Source organism: Actinomadura sp. KC06 (assembly GCF_004348735.1).
In the GTDB taxonomy this organism is placed as follows: Bacteria; Actinomycetota; Actinomycetes; order Streptosporangiales; family Streptosporangiaceae; genus Spirillospora.
In genome coordinates this window covers 1-16,170 of sequence record NZ_SMKT01000044.1, presented here as the reverse complement: position 1 = coordinate 16,170, position 16,170 = coordinate 1, and the positions used below count along the sequence as shown (strand labels likewise).

Here is a 16,170-nt window from a genome sequence, read left to right as displayed (position 1 = left end):
GTTCAGCGGGCCCGCCGCAAGCGCCAGAGGGTGGTCGTCTCGGCGGCGCGGGCGGCGTAGAGGGGATCGTCGGGGTCGGCGGCGCGCGGGTGCGTCGGCTTGGTGTCGAGCCGTCCGATGACCTCCAGACCGGACGACTCGATCAGCGCGAGCAGGTCGTCGCGAGTGCGGAGCCCTAGGAGTTCGGCCAGGTCGGAGAGGATCAGCCAGCCCTCGCCGTCCGGTTCTAGGTGTTCGGTGAGGCCGTTGAGGAAACCGTGAAGCATCCGGCCGCCAGGGTCGTAGACGGCGTGTTCGAGGGGTGAGCTGGGTTTCGCCGGTAGCCAGGGTGGGTTGCAGACGATGAGCCCGGCGCGTCCTTCAGGGAACAGGTCGGCCTGGACGACTTCGACCTGCTTCGCCACGTCCAGCCGGTTGACGTTCTCCTGGGCGCAGGCAAGCGCGCGCGGGTCGTGGTCTGTGGCGACGACTCGTTCCACACCGCGGCGGGCTAGGACTGCCGCCAGGACGCCGGTGCCTGTCCCGATGTCGAATGCTCGTGTCGTCTGTGGGAGTGGCGCTTCGGCGACCTGGTCTACGTACTCTCCTCTAACCGGCGAGAACACGCCGTAGTGCGGATGTATCCGGTCGTTGCCCAACGCGGGTATGGGGACGCCCTTCTCACGCCATTCATGGGCGCCGATCAGTCCGAGCAGTTCGCGCAAGGACGTCACGTAGGGCTGGTCGTCCGGCCCGTACACCTGCGTACACACGTCCTGGACGTTGGGTGCGCGGCGTAGCGGAATCACGTGTCCCGGGTCGAACGGGATGAGCAGCATGGCGAGCGTCCGCGCGCGCTGGGCACGTGCCTGGCGGTAGAGGTGGAACGCCTGTACCTGGGATGGTTCCGCTTTGCGTTTGCGTCGCCGCGCTGTGGGAGGACGGTCGATACGGCGCGCCATCGCGTTGAGGAGCTGCCGCGCGTTCTGGAAGTCGCCGCGCCACAGCAGTGCGGTGCCTTCGCAGGCCAGCCGGTAGGCGTCGTCCGCCCTGGTCTCGTCGTCGGCGATCGTCACGCGCCGGGGCGGCGGGGCGCCACTTTCCGACCGCCAGCGGACGCGCTGGTCCCGGCCGTCCTCCCGCCAGGAGATCTCGTCCACGAGCTCACGGTATCGCTGCGGAGGCCGTGAGTTCGGCGCTGGAAAGGTGGGCGGACGTCTCCGCGAGCCTCCGCAGCGCCTTCTCCGACGCCGAGCCCGGCTCCGCCGCGTACAGCATCAGCCTGCTGAGGTCGGGGTCGCCGGGCAGGTGCAGGGTCTCGAACGGCAGGACGAGCCGTCCGACCTGCGGATGGTCGATGCGGGCCTCGCCGTGCGTCAGGTCCGTCACGTGGTGCGCCGACCACAGGGCCGCGAACTCGGGGCTCCGGTCGCGGAGGGTGCCGATCAGGGCGCGCAGGCGCGGGTCGTCCGGGTCCTGCCCGGAACGAAACCGCAGGTGGGCGACGTTGCGCCGGGCGACGTCCGGCCAGTTGTCGCCGAGCCGCGCCTTGTAGTCGTCGTTCATGTGGATCTGGTGCGACCAGGTCCGCTCGTCCGGCGGGACGGCGGCGAGGTCGACGAACACGGCGGCGGTCAGCCGATTCCACGCGACGACGTTCGTGTAGTGGCCGACGATGTAGGCGGGCGCGTGGGTGATCGAGTCGAGCAGGTGCTGGAGCGGGGCGCGCAGGCGGGGCGGCCCCTGGACGGGCGTCCGCCTGGGCGGGTGTGCGAGGCGGTGCAGATGGACTTGCTCGTCGCCGTCCAGCCGCAGTGCCCGCGCGATCGCGTCCAGGACCTCGGCGGACACGCCGTCCGCCGTGCCCTGTTCGAGCCGGATGTAGTAGGCGACGCTGACGCCCGCGAGCTGCGCCAGCTCCTCCCGGCGGAGGCCGGGCACGCGCCGCCGTGTCCCGTACGAGGGGACGCCCGCGTCCTCGGGGTGCAGCCGTGCCCGCCGCGACTTGAGGAACTCGCCCAGCTCAGGGTTCCGCGCCATGCGGCCGAGGCTACGCGCCGTCCCGCCGGGGTCATCCGCCGGGCTTGACCTTGATGTCGCCGTTGTCGGTGGTCAGGTCGAGGAGGTGCGGGGCGGACGCGTCGTTGGCGATCCCGATCGTCCGGTCGCCGTTGTCGGTGCGCGCGGAAATGCGGTAGCGGCCCGCCGGGACGGTCACGGTCACGCCGCCGTTCGACGTCACCGCGCGGATGTTCTGCGCTTTCGCCGGAGTCAGGACGATCTTCCCATTGTCGGTCCGGACGTCGACGCCGTCGCCCTTGAGGCCGCGCCCTTCGATCTTTCCGTTGTCGGTCTTCGCCTTGACGGACCCGGCGACGTCGTCCAGGTGGATGGAGCCCGAATCGGTCGACACGTTCACCGCGCCGACCCTGGTCAGCTTGATCGAGCCGTTGTCCGTGGCGCCGTCCACGGGAAGGCCCGCTGGAACGTCGATCGTGTAGCGGACCGAGCAGTTGTTGCCGCAGCCGCGAAGCTTCAGGACACCGTTCTCGACACGATGCGTCTGTCCGGTCGGCTTGTCTCCGCGATATTCGACCGTCCGGCGCAGGGAGGCCTTGGACGCCCCGCCACGCAACGTCACGCTGCCCGAATCAATGTTGTCGAGGTGAACCGCCTTGATTTCGCCGTTGAGCGCGGCGTCATCATCGAAGGTCGAAGCGAAGGCCATGCCGCACGCGCCAAGAGTGGTCGCGCCGACCGCGGCTAGGACGAGAACTGAAAGCTGGCGACGCACGGATTCCTCCTGTTGACCCTAGGCCCTAGGCCTGAACGCTGTTGAGCCTAGAAAGGCGAGGGCCGAACAGCCTTCACGCCAGGGAACGAGGTTCGTCCTGGCTCCCAGGTGCCGGTGCACGCCGCCGGTGGTCTCCTAGCCTGCTACTGCCAGTAGTACTAAAGAGCGGTGGCTGGGTGGCCGTGCCTAGCGCGGCGATTGTCTGTGGCATGACAGCACTGACCACCACCGCCGTATCCGCCCCTTTGGGACGGATGTCTTCGCGGCACAAGCTGGTATTGACCCTTCTGCTCGGCGCGCAGTTCATGCTCGCCATCGATTTCTCCATCCTGAACGTGGCGCTGCCCGTCGTCGGCCGGGGTCTGGGCTTCGGCCTGGACGAGTTGCAGTGGATCGCGACCGCTTTCGCACTTCCGGCCGCCGGTTTCACGCTTCTGTTCGGTCGCGTTGCCGATTTGTTCGGACGACGCCGGATGCTGCTCGCAGGCATGGCTCTCTTGGCCGGAGGATCCTTGGTCGGCGGATTCGCTACGTCACCGGCGATGCTGCTGACCGGACGCGTCCTCCAGGGACTCGCCACTGCGATCGCCACACCGGCGGCCCTGTCACTGCTCACCACGTCCTTCCCGGAAGGCCCGCTGCGGACGCGGGCGCTCGGGCTCAGCGGCGCGCTGATGTCCGCCGGGTTCACCGTGGGCGCGATCCTCGGCGGCGTGCTCACGGACGTGCTGAGCTGGCGCTGGGCCTTCCTGATCAACGTGCCGGTCGCGGCGGTGATCCTCGCCGTGATCCCGGCCGTGGTCGCCGAGAGCCGCTCGCAGGACAGGGCGAAGCTGGACGTTCCCGGCGCGGTGACCGTGACCGGCGGCCTCCTCGCCCTCGTGTACGGGATCACGTCCGCCGCCGAACACGGCTGGGGCTCGGCGCCGGCGCTCGGCACGCTGGCCGCGGCGGCCGCCCTGCTCATCGCGTTCGTGCTGGTGGAGCGGCGTTCACCGGCTCCGCTGGCACCGCTCGGCGTCCTGACCCGCCGAACCGTCAGCTGGGGCAATGTGGGTGGCTTCGTGGCGTTCGCAACGGAAACGTCGCTGGTGTTCCTGATGACGCTCTACCTGCAGAAAGTGCTGGGCTTCTCGCCGCTGGCCACCGGGCTCGCGCTCGGCGTCCTCGGCGCCGGGACGTTCGCCGGAGGTGTCGCCGCGCCCCGGATCATGGGGCGGCTCGGCGGCCGGACGACCCTCGTCGCCGGGCTCGTCCTGCAGGCGGCGGCGACCGCGGCGCTGCTCGGGCTCGGGGAGTCGCGCGGCGGGCTCGCGCTGCTGCTCGTCGCGACCGCCGTCGGGGGATTCGGGAACCTCGTCGCGATCGTCGCGTTCATGGGGACGGCGACGTCCGGGCTGCCGGACGGCGAGCAGGGCCTCGCGACCGGCCTCGCCACGATGACGCAGCAGGTCGCCATCACGCTCGGGATACCCGTGATGAGCGCCGTGGCCACGGCGAACGCGTCCGTCCTCGGTGGAATTCATGTCGCGACGGCCGTGAACGTCGTGATCGTCCTCGCGGGAGCGGCCCTGGTCAGGACGTTCCTCCGCGCTCCTGAAAGGATTTGATCATGGATCTGGAACTCGGCGGCAAGGTCGTCATCGTCACCGGCGCGTCCGCCGGGATCGGCGCGGCGACCGCGGAACTCCTCGCGGACGAGGGCGCCCACGTCGTCGGTGCCGCCCGCAAGCCGTCGGCCGGTGGCGTCGCCGCCGACCTGACCGACCCCGCCGCCGCCCAGCGCGTCGTGGACGCCGCGCTGGAGCGGCACGGGCGGCTGGACGGCCTGGTCAACAATGCCGGAGCCCTCGAATCCCGGATCGGGTTCCTCGACGTGACCGACGACCAATGGCACGCCACGTTCGAGCTGAACTTCCACGCGGCCGTCCGGATGGCGCGGGCCGCGCTCCCCGCGCTGATCGACCAGGGCGCCGGGAGCATGGTGCACGTGTCCAGCGAGGCCGGACGGTTCCCCGACACGCCACTGGTCGACTATGCGGCGTCCAAGACGGCGTTGCTGTCGGTGTCGAAGACGCTGGCGGGGGAGTTCGGTCGCTGCGGCATCCGCTCCAACGTCGTCACGCCCGGCCCTACGCGAACCCGGCTGTGGGACGAGCCCGGTGGGTTCTCCGACCAACTCGCCGCCCAATTCGGACTTCCGGTGGAGGAGGCCATAGAGCGGTTCGTCCGTGAGGAGCGACGCCTCCCGGTCGGACGGCTCGGCACACCGCAGGACGTAGCGCGGGTCATCGTTTACCTGCTGTCCCCACTGGCCGCACAGGTCACCGGCGCGGAATGGACAGTGGACGGCGGCGCACTCCGCCAAATCTGAGCGGTCCCTAGGAGGGGACCTTGTCGAGGAACCCATGGACGCGGTCGAAGCGGCCGTCGTCGGCGAAGACCGCCACGTCGAACCCGACGACGACCGCCTCACCGCCTTCGGGGCCCATCTCCCAGGTGAAGCGGGCCACGTTGTGGTGCGCGTCCACGGTGCCCGCAGGGCGGAACACCATGCCGGGGAACTGCTGCCGGGCCGCGCTGATGTAGGCGTCGATCGCGTCTCGTCCCTCGGCGACGCCGAGCGGATCGACGTAGACGGGGCTGTCCGTCCACAGCTCGTCGATCGCCGCGCGGCGCGCGGACGGGTCGGCCTCGTTCCAGACCGCGAGGTAGTCCGCGACTCGCTGCTGAACATCGCTCATTTCATGATTCCCATCTGATCGGCCGGGTTCGTCCCGGCGATGCCCACTACGCTGCCAAGCCGAGGGCCGCAGATCGATTACCTGGGACGTCATGCCAGGCGGGCACAGCCCGAACGATGATGTCGGATTCTCGCTAGTGGAACGGGCTGACCATCGGTGATGCTTGGGACATGCACGAGGACGCGGAAAGATGCGTACGGGCCGTCCAGGCGAAGGACGCCCGCTTCGACGGATGGTTCTTCACCGGGGTCGTCACCACCGGGATCTACTGCCGCCCGAGCTGCCCGGTCGTAGCGCCCAAGCCCGAGAACATGCGCTTCTACCCGAGCGCGGCAGCAGCGCAGCAGGCGGGATTCCGGGCCTGCAAGCGCTGCCGCCCCGACACCTCCCCCGGCTCGCCGGAATGGAACCACCGCGCGGACGTCGTCGCTCGCGCGATGCGGCTCGTCGCCGATGGCGTGGTCGACCGTGAAGGCGTTCCAGGGCTCGCACGGCGACTCGGCTACAGCACGCGCCAGATCGAGCGCCAACTCAGCGCCGAACTGGGCGCCGGCCCACTCGCCCTAGCGCGGGCCCAGCGTGCTCAGACGGCAAGGCTCCTCATCGAAACGACAACCCTGCCGATGGGTGATGTCGCGTTCGCGGCCGGGTTCGCCAGTATCCGGGCCTTCAACGACACTGTCCGCGACGTGTTCGCCCTAACGCCGACTGAGCTGCGCGACCGTGTCGCCAAGGGACATCCGCCCGCCGGTTCGGGCGCGCTGTCGCTGCGGCTGCCGTTCCGGGCGCCCCTCTGCCCGGACAACCTCTTCGGCCACCTCGCCGCCACCGCCGTCCCCGGCGTCGAGGAGTGGCGGGACGGCGCGTACCGCCGCGCCATGCGCCTGCCCCACGGGCACGGCATCGCCACCCTCCGGCCCCAACCCGACCACATCGCCTGCACGCTCACCCTCAGCGACCTGCGCGACCTCACCATCGCGATCAGCCGCTGCCGCTGGATGCTCGACCTCGACGCCGACCCCGTCGCCGTAGACGACCTGCTCCGCGCCGACCCCGTCCTCGCACCGCTCGTCGACAAGGCCCCTGGACGGCGCGTCCCGCGAACCGTGGACGCCCCAGAGTTCGCCGTGCGCGCCGTCCTGGGACAGCAGGTCTCGACGGCCGCCGCCCGAACCCACGCAGGACGGCTCGTCACCGCCTACGGCGATCCCATAGACGACCCTGGCGGCGGACTGACCCACCTCTTCCCGACCCCGTCTGCGCTGGCGGAACTCGACCCGGAAGACCTCGCGTTCCCGAAAACGCGCCGCACCACCCTCATAACCCTTGTCGACGCACTCGCGAGCGGTGAAATCGACCTCGGTGTAGGGAGCGACTGGGGCGAGGCCCGCGCGCGCTTGTCCGTCCTTCCCGGGTTCGGTCCGTGGACGATCGAGTCGATCGCGATGCGCGCCCTAGGAGACCCCGACGCGTTCATCCCCAGCGACCTGGGAATCCGCGCCGCCGCCAAGACGCTCGACCTGCCCACGACGCCCGCGGCCCTTACGCGACGTGCCGCCCAGTGGCGTCCCTGGCGCGCTTACGCCGTCCAATACCTGTGGGCCACAGGTGACCACGCCATCAACCTGCTTCCTGCATCCTGACCCTAGGAAGGGAACCCATATGGAACCGACGCACGTCATCCTGGACAGTCCCGTAGGTCCATTGACGTTGGTGGCCCTGGACGAGGGACTGTCCGGCCTGTACATGGATATGCAGCGGCATCGTCCGTCCGAGGAAACGTTCGGCGCGCTAGGCGATCCGGACACCGAACCCTTCGCGACCGTTGCCGAACAGCTTTCCGCCTACTTCGCCGGTGACCTCACCGAGTTCGACCTGCCGCTCAACCTCCAAGGCACCGAATTCCAGAAGCGCGTATGGACGGCGCTCCAAGAGATCCCCTACGGCGAGACCACCACCTATGGGCAGCTTGCTGTCGAGCTTGGCAAACCGTCCGCGTCCCGTGCCGTCGGCCTCGCCAACGGACGCAACCCGGTCAGCGTCATCGTCCCCTGCCACCGCGTCGTAGGCTCCACCGGCGACCTCACCGGATACGGCGGCGGCCTCGAACGCAAGCGCTACCTCCTCGACTTCGAGCGCAAATCCAAGATCACCGAGGACGCCCTTTTCTGAATGTCAGAGGCCGGGGATACCGTGCGTGACACGGCCGGTTTCCCGGTCACGTCCGTCCAGCAGTCGCGGAAAGGCAGGCGAAGGTGGAGTTCCGAGTCGACCGGCAGACACTCGCCGACGCCGTGGCCTGGGCGGCGCGGACGCTGCCGGCCCGTCCCGCGCTCCCCGTCCTCGCGGGCATGCTCATCGAGGTCACCGAGGAGGGCGAACTCAGCCTGGCCGGGTTCGACTACGAAGTGTCCGCCCGCGCCAGGGAGGACGCCGACGTCGCCGAACCGGGCCGCGTCCTCGTCCCAGGGCGGCTCCTGGCCGACATCGTCCGCAACCTGCCCCCGCACCCCGTGGAGATCCTCACGAAGGGCTCGGAGGTCGTCGTGCGCTGCGGCCCCGCCGAGTTCGGCCTGCTGACGCTCCCCGTCGAGGACTACCCCACCCTGCCCGAGCCGCCCGCCCGCGCCGGAACCATCCCCGGCGACCTGTTCGCGACCGCCGTCGCCCAGGTCACCCCGGCCGCCGGACGCGACGACACGCTCCCGATGCTAACCGGCGTCCGGATCGACATCGAGGGCGACACGATGTGGCTCGCCTGCACCGACCGCTACCGCATCGCCGCCCGCGAGCTGACCTGGTCGCCCGCCGACCCCGGCTTCACCGCGGGCATCGTCGTGCCCGCCCGCACCCTCGCCGACACGGCCAAATCCATCAAGCGCGGCGCGGAGGTCGCCCTCGACCTGGGCGGCGTAGCCGACACCCTCATCGGCGTGTCCGGTGGCGGCCGCAGCATGACCAGCCGCCTCCTGGACGACCAGTACATCAACTACAGATCCCGGCTCACCGGCACCTGGTCGTCCGTCGCCGAGATCCCCGTCGCACCCTTCGTCGAGACCATCAAGCGCGCCGCCCTCGTCACCGAGCGCGGCACGCCCGTCCGGCTGGCCTTCACCGCCGACGAGGTCCGCGTCCGCGCCGCCACCGGCGACTCCGCCCGCGCCAACGAGAGCCTCGCGATCCGTCTCACCGGCGACGACCTCGACATCGCCTTCGCGCCCCAGTACCTCCTCGACGGCCTCGCCGGAATCGACACCGAATACGCCCGCCTCGAATGCGCAGGCCCCACCAAGGCCGCCCTCCTCACCGCCATCCCCGACAAGAAGGAGGACGCGCCCGACGACGCCTCGCCCTCCAAGGACGACCACACCGACACCGGCTACCGCTACCTAGCCATGCCCGTCCGCCTAACATCCTGACCCCCACCGCCACCGCCACCGCCAACCACCGGCGCAGGCCACGCCGTGATCACCATGCCTTGATTCCCTGGCCGTGGCCCCGCACGCTGGCCCTTGGCCTGGCGGGTTAGAGGTCGAGGACGGCCAGGATGAAGTGGACCTCGGTGTCACCGGCGTTGCCGTACGAGTGGGGGCGGTCGCCGACGAACACTGCGGCCGTTCCTTCCTCCACGAGATCTGTGCGGCCGTCCACGCCGAGTGTCAGCGTTCCCTGCTCCACGAACACGATCTCCTTGGTGCCCGGCACATGCGGGTCGCTCTCGCGCGTCTCGCCGGGCTGCAGTTCCCAGCGCCACAGTTCCAGTGACGGACGGGGGTCGCTGCCCGCGAGCAGTGTTCCTGTGCCGCCGTGTTCGCCCTGCCACAGCACCACGTGCCGTTCCGGCCGGAAAAGCCGCACCGGCGGCTCCTCCTCGACCTGGACCAGACGGGTCAACGGGACGCCGAGCGCGTCCGAGATGCGGATGAGCGTGCCGAGATTCGGGTTCCCGCGCCCCTGCTCCAGCCCGACCAGCACGCCCTTGCTCACCCCGGCGCGTCCGGCCAGCTCGTCCAGGCTCCAGCCGTGCCCGGCCCGCAGCGCACGCACGGTCCGCGCCACGGCCTCCCCGATGGCCTCCTGCTCGCTCACTCGTCCTCCAGCCGCCGAACCCGTCACCCAACGATCCCACCGCCGCCGATGGCCGGGGGGACGCGGAAGACCGGCGGGCGCCTCACCGTTGAAAGCGGGGTGGGGCGGGCGGTCGGTATGATGATACCGCTGTGTCATTAAAATGACCGAGAGAGGGGGCTTGGATGCTGGATCGGGTTGTCGTGGACGAGGCCGTACGGGAGCTGCGTCCCGACTTCGCCGTGCTCGTCCTGACCGCCGAGGGCCTGGCGAACGGGCCGAGCGATCACATGTCGGAAGGCTGGCTGGCGGAAGCGGCGGAGAAGGCCGACCCCGCCGACCCGCACGTGGAGGCCTGGCGCGACGCGTACCGGGCGTTCGGCGCCAAGCCCCAGCGCACCCGGCCCTCGGTGGACGCGCTGATCCGGCGGGCCGGCACGCTCCCGTCCATCAACAAGGTCGTGGACGCCTACAACGCGGTGAGCGTCGAGTACGCGCTGCCCATCGGCGGTGAGGACTTCGACGCCTACCAGGGCGCGGCGCGGCTGGTGCGGGCCACCGGCGACGAGCCGTTCGACGTGATCGCGGACGGCGAACCGGCCGTCGAGCACCCGGACCCGGGCGAGGTCGTCTGGCGGGACGACGCGGGCGTGACCTGCCGCCGCTGGAACTGGCGGCAGTGCGTCCGGACGCGGCTGACCGAGACCGCGAAGAACGGGTTCTTCCTGCTCGAACGCCTTGAGCCGTACCCGATCGAAAGGCTGGAAGAGGCGGGCGACCGGCTCGCCGAGCGGCTCCGCGCGATCTCACCGGACGTCCGGGTGGCGAGCAGGCTGATCGGCGGACGTTGATGGTCACCGTCCTCGCGCTGGGCGCCGCCCTCGCGTACGGCGTCGCCGACTTCCTCGGCGGCGCGGTCGCGCGGAAGTCGACCGCGTTGCGGGCCCTGACCTGGTGCGTCCCGGTCGGCCTGCTGGTCGTCCTGGTGTTCGCGCCGCTCAGCGGCGGAGACGCCGCGCCCGGGCCGATGGCGCTGGGGTTCCTGGGCGGGCTCAGCGGCGGCGCGGGGCTGATCACCTTCTACCGGGCGCTCGCGCGCGGGCCGATGAGCGTGGTCGCCCCGGTGTCCGCGCTGGCCGCCGCGATCCTGCCGGTCGGCGTGGGCGTCCTGCGGGGCGAGCGGCTGGACGCGTTCGTGGTCGCGGGCGTCCTGCTGTGCCTCGTCGCGATCGGCCTCGTCAGCATGGAGGCCGGAAACGGCCCAGACGCCGCCCCGGACACCCGACCCAGCACCGAGCCGCGCGCCGGGTCGGGCGTCGGGTCGGGCGCCGGGTCGTGGCTCGCAGGCGCGGCGCCCGGCGCGGATGGAGCGGTCAGCGCGGGCGCGGCTCCCGGCGCGGATGGAGCGGTCAGCGCGGGCGCGGCTCCCGGCGCGGTCAGCGCGGGCGCGGTCGGCGCGGGTGGTGTAGGTGGCGCGGATGGCGCGGACCTGGCGGTCGGCGCGAAGCTGGCGGTGGGGGCGGGTCGGTGGCGGTGGGTTCTGGATTCGGGGCCGGTCATGGCCGGGCTGTCCGGTGCCTGCTTCGGGGTCTTCTTTGTCCTGCTGAAGGCGGCCGGGGACGGTACCGGTCTTTGGCCGCTCGTCGGCGCACGCGTCGGCACCCTTAGCGTCGTCATGGTCGCGGTGCTGATCATGGCCGTACGCGGCAGCGGCCTCGGCCCCAAGGTGTCCGGACGGAAGCTGATCGGCCTCGCACTCCTGTCCGGCACCCTGGACGCGGGCGCGAACGTGCTCTACTTCCTCGCCGCCCACAAGGGGATGCTCAGCCTCGCCGCTGTCCTGACGTCCCTCTATCCGGCGATCACCGTCCTGCTGGCCCGGATCACCTTCAGTGAGCGGCTCCGGGGCGTCCAGCGCGTCGGTATGGCCGTCGCCGTGGCGGGCGTCGCCCTGGTCACCGTCGGCTGACGCCCGCTCCCAAATGAAATGAGAAGGCCGCCTACCCCATGCCCGGGGCGGCGGCCTCACTGGAGAGCGGTGGTGGTGGGATTCGAACCCACGGAAGGTTGCCCTTCACACGCTTTCGAGGCGTGCGCCCTCGTCCACTAGGCGACACCACCGCGGGAGAGCCTACCCGACTCTGCGGTGGGCGAAGAACTCGGTGAGCAGCGCGCCGCACTCGTCCGCCAGGACCTCCGCGACCACCTCCGGACGGTGGTTGAGACGGCGGTCGCGGACCACGTCCCACAGCGATCCGACCGCGCCCGCCTTCGGGTCGACGGCCCCGTACACGACCCGGTCCAGCCGCGCCAGGACGGACGCCCCGGCGCACATCGTGCACGGCTCCAGCGTCACGACCAGCGTGCACCCGGACAGCCGCCACCCCCCGAGGGACGCCGCCGCGGCCCGCATCGCGATGATCTCCGCGTGCCCGGTCGGGTCGGCGCTGCGCTCGCGGTCGTTGTGACCCGTCCCGATGACCTGGCCGGACGCGTCCAGGACGACGGCCCCGACCGGGATCTCCCCGCCGTCGGACGCCGCCCGCGCCTCCCGCAACGCCAGCCGCATCGCGGGCACGAACCCGGCGGCGACATCGACGGCGGCGTCCGGGTCAGTCACGGAGGCGGTCGAACTCTTCGCCGAAACCGGCCTGCTCGGCGACCGTGAGCAGCGCGTCGCCGGGCAGGGCGCGCTCACCGAGGTCGCTGAGCTGCTTGGCGTCGAGCCCCAGGTCTTCGAGGAGGGCGGGGTCGCCGGCGGGGTCGCCGTCCGGGACCTCGCCGACGAGCTGCTGGAACAGCGAGCCGAGCCCGTCCTCGCGGACGGCGGAGATGTAGGCGCGCGGCTCGTCCTCCCCGTCCAGCCGGACGACCGCGAACCAGTCGTCGTCCTGCTCGACCAGCAGGACGACGGGATCGCCATAGGACTCGACGGCCGCTTCGCGCATCAGGTCGGCGACGTCGTCGACGTGCTCGGCCTCGGCGATCACGGCCTCCGCGCCGACCCAGCCCTCCGGGGTCTGCGCGAACACGGCGGCGAAATAGGACACGTTGTCATTGTGACCCACGGGGTTGCCCCGATCACACCCCTCACCTCAGCGGATCGCCCGCTTCACCGCAGATAAGTCCGCCGCGTCCGGACGCCTGCGCCGTTCCGGCGGGACGCCCACGCCGTCGAGAACCCTTTGCGGACGCCGGTGGAAGGCTCAGGCGATGGCGTCCACGGCTCGTTCGAAGGCGAAGGCGAAGCCGATGCGGCCGGCGATGCTGAGCAGCATCTCGTCCGGGTAGAGCTCCAGGTCGCCGGAGATGGCGCCGAGCTCCATCTCGTCCAGCCCGAGATCGGCGAAGATCGACATGTCGCCGACGGGGAGGACCTGGTCGAGCTCCTCGTCCTCGGGGATCGGGATGTCCAGGTAGTCGAGGACCTGGCCGGCGAGGGGCCAGTCGACGGACGCGGTGACGTCCGACAGGAAGACCATGACGTCGTCGCCGAGCAGGCGGATCGCGACGAAGAAGTCGTCGCCGACCGACACCAGCCCGACCGTGCCGCCGAGGCTCGGCTGCTGGCGGAGGGCATGGATGAGCCCCGCGAGGTCCTCGGTCAACGCCACCGGGAGGATCTCGGCCTCCCAGCCCTCGTCTTCCCGGTACACCACGACGGCGAAGTCCGTCGCGTCCACATCCGTCATTTCCACCCCACCGGCGCGTCTCCTGCCAGGGCATGGTCGCAGATGCGACGCGCGCTCGTGCGCCCGACCGCCAAACTGGCGCCGACACCCGCGCGTGAGACCCGGAGTCAGCGCCGCCCGCGTAACCGGTGCCCGGCCGCACGAATCTACCGCCTCGACGCCCTTGTCGATCAGCGTCAGTTGATCCGGAAGGTGCGGCGGCGCAGCGCCGCGTGGATCCGTGCGCGGCGGGACCGGTGCGGCGTCACCCGGCGCCGCAGCTCGCGGGCCTCGGCCAGTTCCCGCAGGAAGATCGCCCGGCGGCGCAGATGCTCGCGCACCTCCTCGGGAGAGATGTCGCCCTGGGGGCCTGGACGCGGCTGGACGTCCCGCTCCCCTGTGACATCGGTCACCGAAGCCGGGGACTCGGACCCGACGGACCCCGCCGCGGTCTCGGAGGCGGCGGGGACGGGAGCGTTGGCGGGAGCCCGGTCGGCGACGGGGTCGCCGGGGGCGGAAGATTCGGCAGCCGCCGCGCCGGCCCGGGGCTTCGTCGCCCTGGGCTCGGAAGGCGGAATCGCAGCTTCGGGAGGAGACGCCGCGACCTCCGACCGCGATACGGAGGCGTCCGGCTGGGGTGTCGCCGCCTCTGGCGGGGGCGTCGCGACCTCGGAGGAAGGCGCCGCCGGCGCCGGCGGGTCCGCCGCGGACTCGCGCGCCCGCGCCGGCCCTCCGGGCCGCTGATCGCTTTCGCTGTTCATAACGCCATACTGCCCAGCTCAACGGCGTCTATCCAGTTTCGGCGGCCTCCGGCGGATCGGCCGAGGTGGACTACGGTGAGCGCATGCAGACCCTCGCCGTCGATCATCCGCTCGTCGCGCACAAGCTCACCACGCTGCGGGACGTCCGCACCGATTCCCCCACATTCCGCCGTCTGGCCGACGAGCTGGTCACCCTGCTCGCCTACGAGGCGACCCGCGACATGCGGGTCACGGCGGCGACCGTCCAGACCCCGCTCGTCCCGGCCGAGGGCGTCCAGCTGGCGAGCCCGAAGCCGCTCGTCGTGCCGATCCTGCGCGCCGGGCTCGGGATGCTGGACGGCATGACCCGCCTGCTGCCCACCGCCGAGGTCGGCTTCCTCGGGATGATTCGCGACGAGGGCACCCTGCAGGCCCAGACCTACGCGACGCGGCTCCCGGACGACCTGTCCGGCCGGCAGTGCTACGTCCTCGACCCGATGCTCGCGACCGGCGGGACGCTCGCCGCCGCCATCCGGCTGCTGTTCGACCGCGGCGCCGACGAAGTCACCGCGATCTGCCTGCTCGCCGCCCCGGAGGGCCTGAAGTACCTGGAACAGGCGTTCGCCGACCTCTCGGCGCCCATCCGGGTGGTGACGGCCGCGATCGACTCCCACCTCAACGAGCAGGGCTTCATCATGCCCGGCCTCGGCGACGCCGGAGACCGCCTCTACGGCGTCGTCTGACCCCTCGCTCCCAACGACGCCTCCGAGCGCCTGATCACTCTGTTCCGAGCGCTCGATCACGATGTCTCCCGAGCGCTAGATCACGCTTTCTCCGAGGGGTCGATCATGGTGCAGCTGGGGCGATCATGGCGTCCCGGGAGCTTGATCACGATCCGGATGCGGTCGTGACCTGCGATGTTCGTTCCCGGCGGCAGAGGGTACGACAGCGCTACGGAACGCCATGTGCGTTCCCCTCCGCCGTCCCGGCACAGGGGGACCGTTACGGACCGGGCGGTGCGAGCGAGCTCGAGGACACGTGATGGCTCACCAAGGGGACGGCGACCTGCCGCGCTACACCGCGATCGGAGAGCGGCTCGTCGAGGAGTTCGAAGGGGTGCACGGCGCCGACACGGTGGACCGGTGCGTTTCCGCCGCACGACACGGCGCCGAGGAGGTCACGGGGTCGGCGCCGGCCGAACTCGTGGAACGGATCGCGCGCAGGCACCTGGAGGTGCTCGCCACCGTCGCGGCCGAGAAGCGCCGCAGGACGCGCCGTTCGTCTCTCGACAACGCGCCATAGCGCCTGCTTTGCCGGTCGTACCGGCTGTGCGAGACTGAACCGGGGTCTGTGGGTCGATGCTCCGGGAGGCGCCCGTGCCCGCCAAGAAGTACATGACGTGGGTCGCCGTGGCCTTCGTGGCGTTTTACGTGATCAACCAGCCGGACGGCGCGGCCCAGTCGGTGGAGAGTGCGGCGAACGGCCTCGCTTCCGCCGCAGGCTCCCTGGCCACCTTCGTCGACGCGCTCGCCTGAGAGGCCGCCGACATGAGGCTCGTTACCCCCGGCGACTCCGCGCCGGCCTCGGTGAACAAGTACCTGCTCCCGCACGAGAACCAGGTGATCACGGTGCGGCGGCATCCGGCCGTGCTGATGGTCCCGGTCGCGCTCGTCCTCGGCGGCCTGATCATCGCGGGCGTGCTGAGCAACACCGTCACCGCCGCCATCACGTGGGTGTGGTGGGGCTGGCTGATCCTGCTGGCGTGGTTCGTCTGGCGTGTCGCGGAATGGTCCGTCGACTACTTCGTGATCACCAACCAGCGGATGCTGCTGACCACCGGCCTGATCACCCGCAAGGTCGCGATGATGCCGCTGGCCAAGGTCACCGACATGAGCTTCAAGCGGACGATCGCGGGCCGGATGCTCGGCTACGGGGAGTTCATCCTGGAGTCCGCCGGCCAGGACCAGGCGCTCACCAACGTGGACTACCTGCCCTACCCCGAGCAGCTCTACCTCGAAGTCTGCGAAATGATCTTTCCGAACAAGAACCCGGAGCCGGAGACCGCGCTGCCCCCGCCCCCACCTCCGCGCAGGCCCCGGGAGCCCGTCGAGCCGGACGACGTCCCCACCGCGTCAGGCCCGGACGAGCAGGCATAACCCCGGCGTGCCCCACCC

At 70.9% G+C, this 16,170-nt stretch carries 19 protein-coding genes, 1 tRNA gene and 1 pseudogene; 11 read left to right on the top strand and 10 right to left on the bottom strand.

All coding sequences use genetic code 11. The features are described 5' to 3' along the window. Positions 1 to 2 precede the first annotated feature (2 nt). Genes E1287_RS16405 through E1287_RS16395 form a run of 3 tightly spaced genes read right to left on the bottom strand, consistent with a single transcriptional unit; the run spans position 3 to position 2,773 of the window. Positions 3 to 1,139, bottom strand: a complete 1,137-nt coding sequence (locus tag E1287_RS16405) for a class I SAM-dependent methyltransferase (protein WP_131965815.1) — start codon at positions 1,137 to 1,139, stop codon at positions 3 to 5. Positions 1,140 to 1,143: 4 nt separating this feature from the next. Next, on the bottom strand, positions 1,144 to 2,019 hold the full coding sequence (locus E1287_RS16400) for a helix-turn-helix transcriptional regulator (RefSeq protein ID WP_131965814.1): 876 nt from the start codon (positions 2,017 to 2,019) through the stop codon (positions 1,144 to 1,146). Between the two features lie 31 nt (positions 2,020 to 2,050). Further along, positions 2,051 to 2,773, bottom strand: a complete 723-nt coding sequence (locus E1287_RS16395; protein ID WP_207934249.1) for a DUF4097 family beta strand repeat-containing protein — start codon at positions 2,771 to 2,773, stop codon at positions 2,051 to 2,053. A 209-nt stretch (positions 2,774 to 2,982) separates the two neighbouring features. Between E1287_RS16395 and E1287_RS16390 the strand changes: the two genes are divergently transcribed. Beyond that, positions 2,983 to 4,383, top strand: coding sequence for an MFS transporter (locus E1287_RS16390; RefSeq protein ID WP_131965813.1), 1,401 nt, complete (start codon positions 2,983 to 2,985; stop codon positions 4,381 to 4,383). A 2-nt stretch (positions 4,384 to 4,385) separates the two neighbouring features. Beyond that, complete coding sequence (locus tag E1287_RS16385) at positions 4,386 to 5,147, top strand: SDR family oxidoreductase (protein WP_207934248.1); 762 nt, start codon at positions 4,386 to 4,388, stop codon at positions 5,145 to 5,147. Positions 5,148 to 5,154: 7 nt separating this feature from the next. On the opposite strand, the gene E1287_RS16380 is transcribed toward E1287_RS16385, so the two are convergent. After that, a complete protein-coding gene (locus tag E1287_RS16380) occupies positions 5,155 to 5,517 on the bottom strand; it encodes a nuclear transport factor 2 family protein (RefSeq protein WP_131965811.1) in 363 nt (120 codons plus the stop codon). A gap of 170 nt (positions 5,518 to 5,687) precedes the next feature. On the opposite strand from E1287_RS16380, the gene E1287_RS16375 reads away from it, so the two are divergent. The 3 genes from E1287_RS16375 (at position 5,688) to dnaN (ending at position 8,936) form a co-directional block, all read left to right on the top strand. Next, the gene (locus tag E1287_RS16375; protein WP_131965810.1) at positions 5,688 to 7,160 is read left to right on the top strand and encodes a DNA-3-methyladenine glycosylase 2 family protein; all 1,473 of its coding nucleotides are present in this window, start codon (positions 5,688 to 5,690) and stop codon (positions 7,158 to 7,160) included. Positions 7,161 to 7,179: 19 nt separating this feature from the next. Next, on the top strand, positions 7,180 to 7,689 hold the full coding sequence (locus E1287_RS16370) for a methylated-DNA--[protein]-cysteine S-methyltransferase (RefSeq protein WP_131965809.1): 510 nt from the start codon (positions 7,180 to 7,182) through the stop codon (positions 7,687 to 7,689). An 83-nt stretch (positions 7,690 to 7,772) separates the two neighbouring features. Further along, positions 7,773 to 8,936 (top strand): DNA polymerase III subunit beta, encoded by a 1,164-nt coding sequence (gene dnaN, locus E1287_RS16365; RefSeq protein ID WP_131965808.1) that lies wholly within the window; start codon positions 7,773 to 7,775, stop codon positions 8,934 to 8,936. A 106-nt stretch (positions 8,937 to 9,042) separates the two neighbouring features. Here dnaN and E1287_RS16360 read toward each other — a convergent pair whose 3' ends face one another. Next, positions 9,043 to 9,606, bottom strand: coding sequence for an XRE family transcriptional regulator (locus E1287_RS16360; protein WP_131965807.1), 564 nt, complete (start codon positions 9,604 to 9,606; stop codon positions 9,043 to 9,045). A gap of 164 nt (positions 9,607 to 9,770) precedes the next feature. Between E1287_RS16360 and E1287_RS16355 the strand changes: the two genes are divergently transcribed. Then, positions 9,771 to 10,436 (top strand): phenylalanine--tRNA ligase beta subunit-related protein, encoded by a 666-nt coding sequence (locus E1287_RS16355; RefSeq protein WP_131965806.1) that lies wholly within the window; start codon positions 9,771 to 9,773, stop codon positions 10,434 to 10,436. Further along, positions 10,436 to 11,554 carry an EamA family transporter gene (locus E1287_RS16350; protein ID WP_131965805.1) on the top strand — a complete coding sequence of 373 codons (1,119 nt, stop codon included), beginning with the start codon at positions 10,436 to 10,438 and terminating at the stop codon, positions 11,552 to 11,554. The genes E1287_RS16355 and E1287_RS16350 overlap by 1 nt, the downstream gene beginning before the upstream one ends. Before the next feature lie 67 nt (positions 11,555 to 11,621). Here the strand turns inward: E1287_RS16350 and E1287_RS16345 are convergent. The 5 genes from E1287_RS16345 to E1287_RS16325 form a co-directional block, all read right to left on the bottom strand. Then, positions 11,622 to 11,706: transfer RNA gene (locus tag E1287_RS16345), tRNA-Ser, on the bottom strand. Positions 11,707 to 11,716: 10 nt separating this feature from the next. Continuing rightward, positions 11,717 to 12,154 carry a tRNA adenosine(34) deaminase TadA gene (gene tadA, locus E1287_RS16340; RefSeq protein ID WP_131965844.1) on the bottom strand — a complete coding sequence of 146 codons (438 nt, stop codon included), beginning with the start codon at positions 12,152 to 12,154 and terminating at the stop codon, positions 11,717 to 11,719. A 43-nt stretch (positions 12,155 to 12,197) separates the two neighbouring features. Beyond that, complete coding sequence (locus E1287_RS16335) at positions 12,198 to 12,635, bottom strand: tRNA adenosine deaminase-associated protein (RefSeq protein ID WP_131965804.1); 438 nt, start codon at positions 12,633 to 12,635, stop codon at positions 12,198 to 12,200. A 156-nt stretch (positions 12,636 to 12,791) separates the two neighbouring features. Then, the gene (locus tag E1287_RS16330) at positions 12,792 to 13,277 is read right to left on the bottom strand and encodes a tRNA adenosine deaminase-associated protein (protein ID WP_131965803.1); all 486 of its coding nucleotides are present in this window, start codon (positions 13,275 to 13,277) and stop codon (positions 12,792 to 12,794) included. 176 nt (positions 13,278 to 13,453) lie between these two features. Further along, positions 13,454 to 13,669: a hypothetical protein gene (locus E1287_RS16325; RefSeq protein WP_131965802.1), complete on the bottom strand. Its 216-nt coding sequence runs from the start codon at positions 13,667 to 13,669 to the stop codon at positions 13,454 to 13,456. A 431-nt stretch (positions 13,670 to 14,100) separates the two neighbouring features. Here E1287_RS16325 and upp point away from each other — a divergent pair, with 431 nt between their 5' ends. The 4 genes and pseudogenes from upp to E1287_RS16310 form a co-directional block, all read left to right on the top strand. Next, positions 14,101 to 14,739, top strand: a complete 639-nt coding sequence (gene upp / locus E1287_RS16320; protein WP_131965801.1) for a uracil phosphoribosyltransferase — start codon at positions 14,101 to 14,103, stop codon at positions 14,737 to 14,739. Positions 14,740 to 15,037: 298 nt separating this feature from the next. After that, positions 15,038 to 15,298 (top strand): hypothetical protein, encoded by a 261-nt coding sequence (locus E1287_RS16315; RefSeq protein ID WP_131965800.1) that lies wholly within the window; start codon positions 15,038 to 15,040, stop codon positions 15,296 to 15,298. Between the two features lie 74 nt (positions 15,299 to 15,372). Beyond that, a complete protein-coding gene (locus E1287_RS43745) occupies positions 15,373 to 15,531 on the top strand; it encodes a hypothetical protein (protein ID WP_165969032.1) in 159 nt (52 codons plus the stop codon). A 12-nt stretch (positions 15,532 to 15,543) separates the two neighbouring features. After that, positions 15,544 to 16,041, top strand: a pseudogene (locus E1287_RS16310) (PH domain-containing protein); the annotation flags it as partial. Positions 16,042 to 16,170: the final 129 nt, after the last annotated feature.

Coding starts and splice junctions, on each gene's coding strand:
- E1287_RS16400 (WP_131965814.1), bottom strand. CDS start 2,019: ATGGCGCGGAACCCTGAGCTGGGCGAGTTCCTCAAGTCGCGGCGGGCA.
- E1287_RS16390 (WP_131965813.1), top strand. CDS start 2,983: ATGACAGCACTGACCACCACCGCCGTATCCGCCCCTTTGGGACGGATG.
- E1287_RS16385 (WP_207934248.1), top strand. CDS start 4,386: ATGGATCTGGAACTCGGCGGCAAGGTCGTCATCGTCACCGGCGCGTCC.
- E1287_RS16380 (WP_131965811.1), bottom strand. CDS start 5,517: ATGAGCGATGTTCAGCAGCGAGTCGCGGACTACCTCGCGGTCTGGAAC.
- E1287_RS16375 (WP_131965810.1), top strand. CDS start 5,688: ATGCACGAGGACGCGGAAAGATGCGTACGGGCCGTCCAGGCGAAGGAC.
- E1287_RS16370 (WP_131965809.1), top strand. CDS start 7,180: ATGGAACCGACGCACGTCATCCTGGACAGTCCCGTAGGTCCATTGACG.
- E1287_RS16355 (WP_131965806.1), top strand. CDS start 9,771: ATGCTGGATCGGGTTGTCGTGGACGAGGCCGTACGGGAGCTGCGTCCC.
- E1287_RS16350 (WP_131965805.1), top strand. CDS start 10,436: ATGGTCACCGTCCTCGCGCTGGGCGCCGCCCTCGCGTACGGCGTCGCC.
- tadA (WP_131965844.1), bottom strand. CDS start 12,154: ATGCGGCTGGCGTTGCGGGAGGCGCGGGCGGCGTCCGACGGCGGGGAG.
- E1287_RS16330 (WP_131965803.1), bottom strand. CDS start 13,277: ATGACGGATGTGGACGCGACGGACTTCGCCGTCGTGGTGTACCGGGAA.
- upp (WP_131965801.1), top strand. CDS start 14,101: ATGCAGACCCTCGCCGTCGATCATCCGCTCGTCGCGCACAAGCTCACC.
- E1287_RS16315 (WP_131965800.1), top strand. CDS start 15,038: ATGGCTCACCAAGGGGACGGCGACCTGCCGCGCTACACCGCGATCGGA.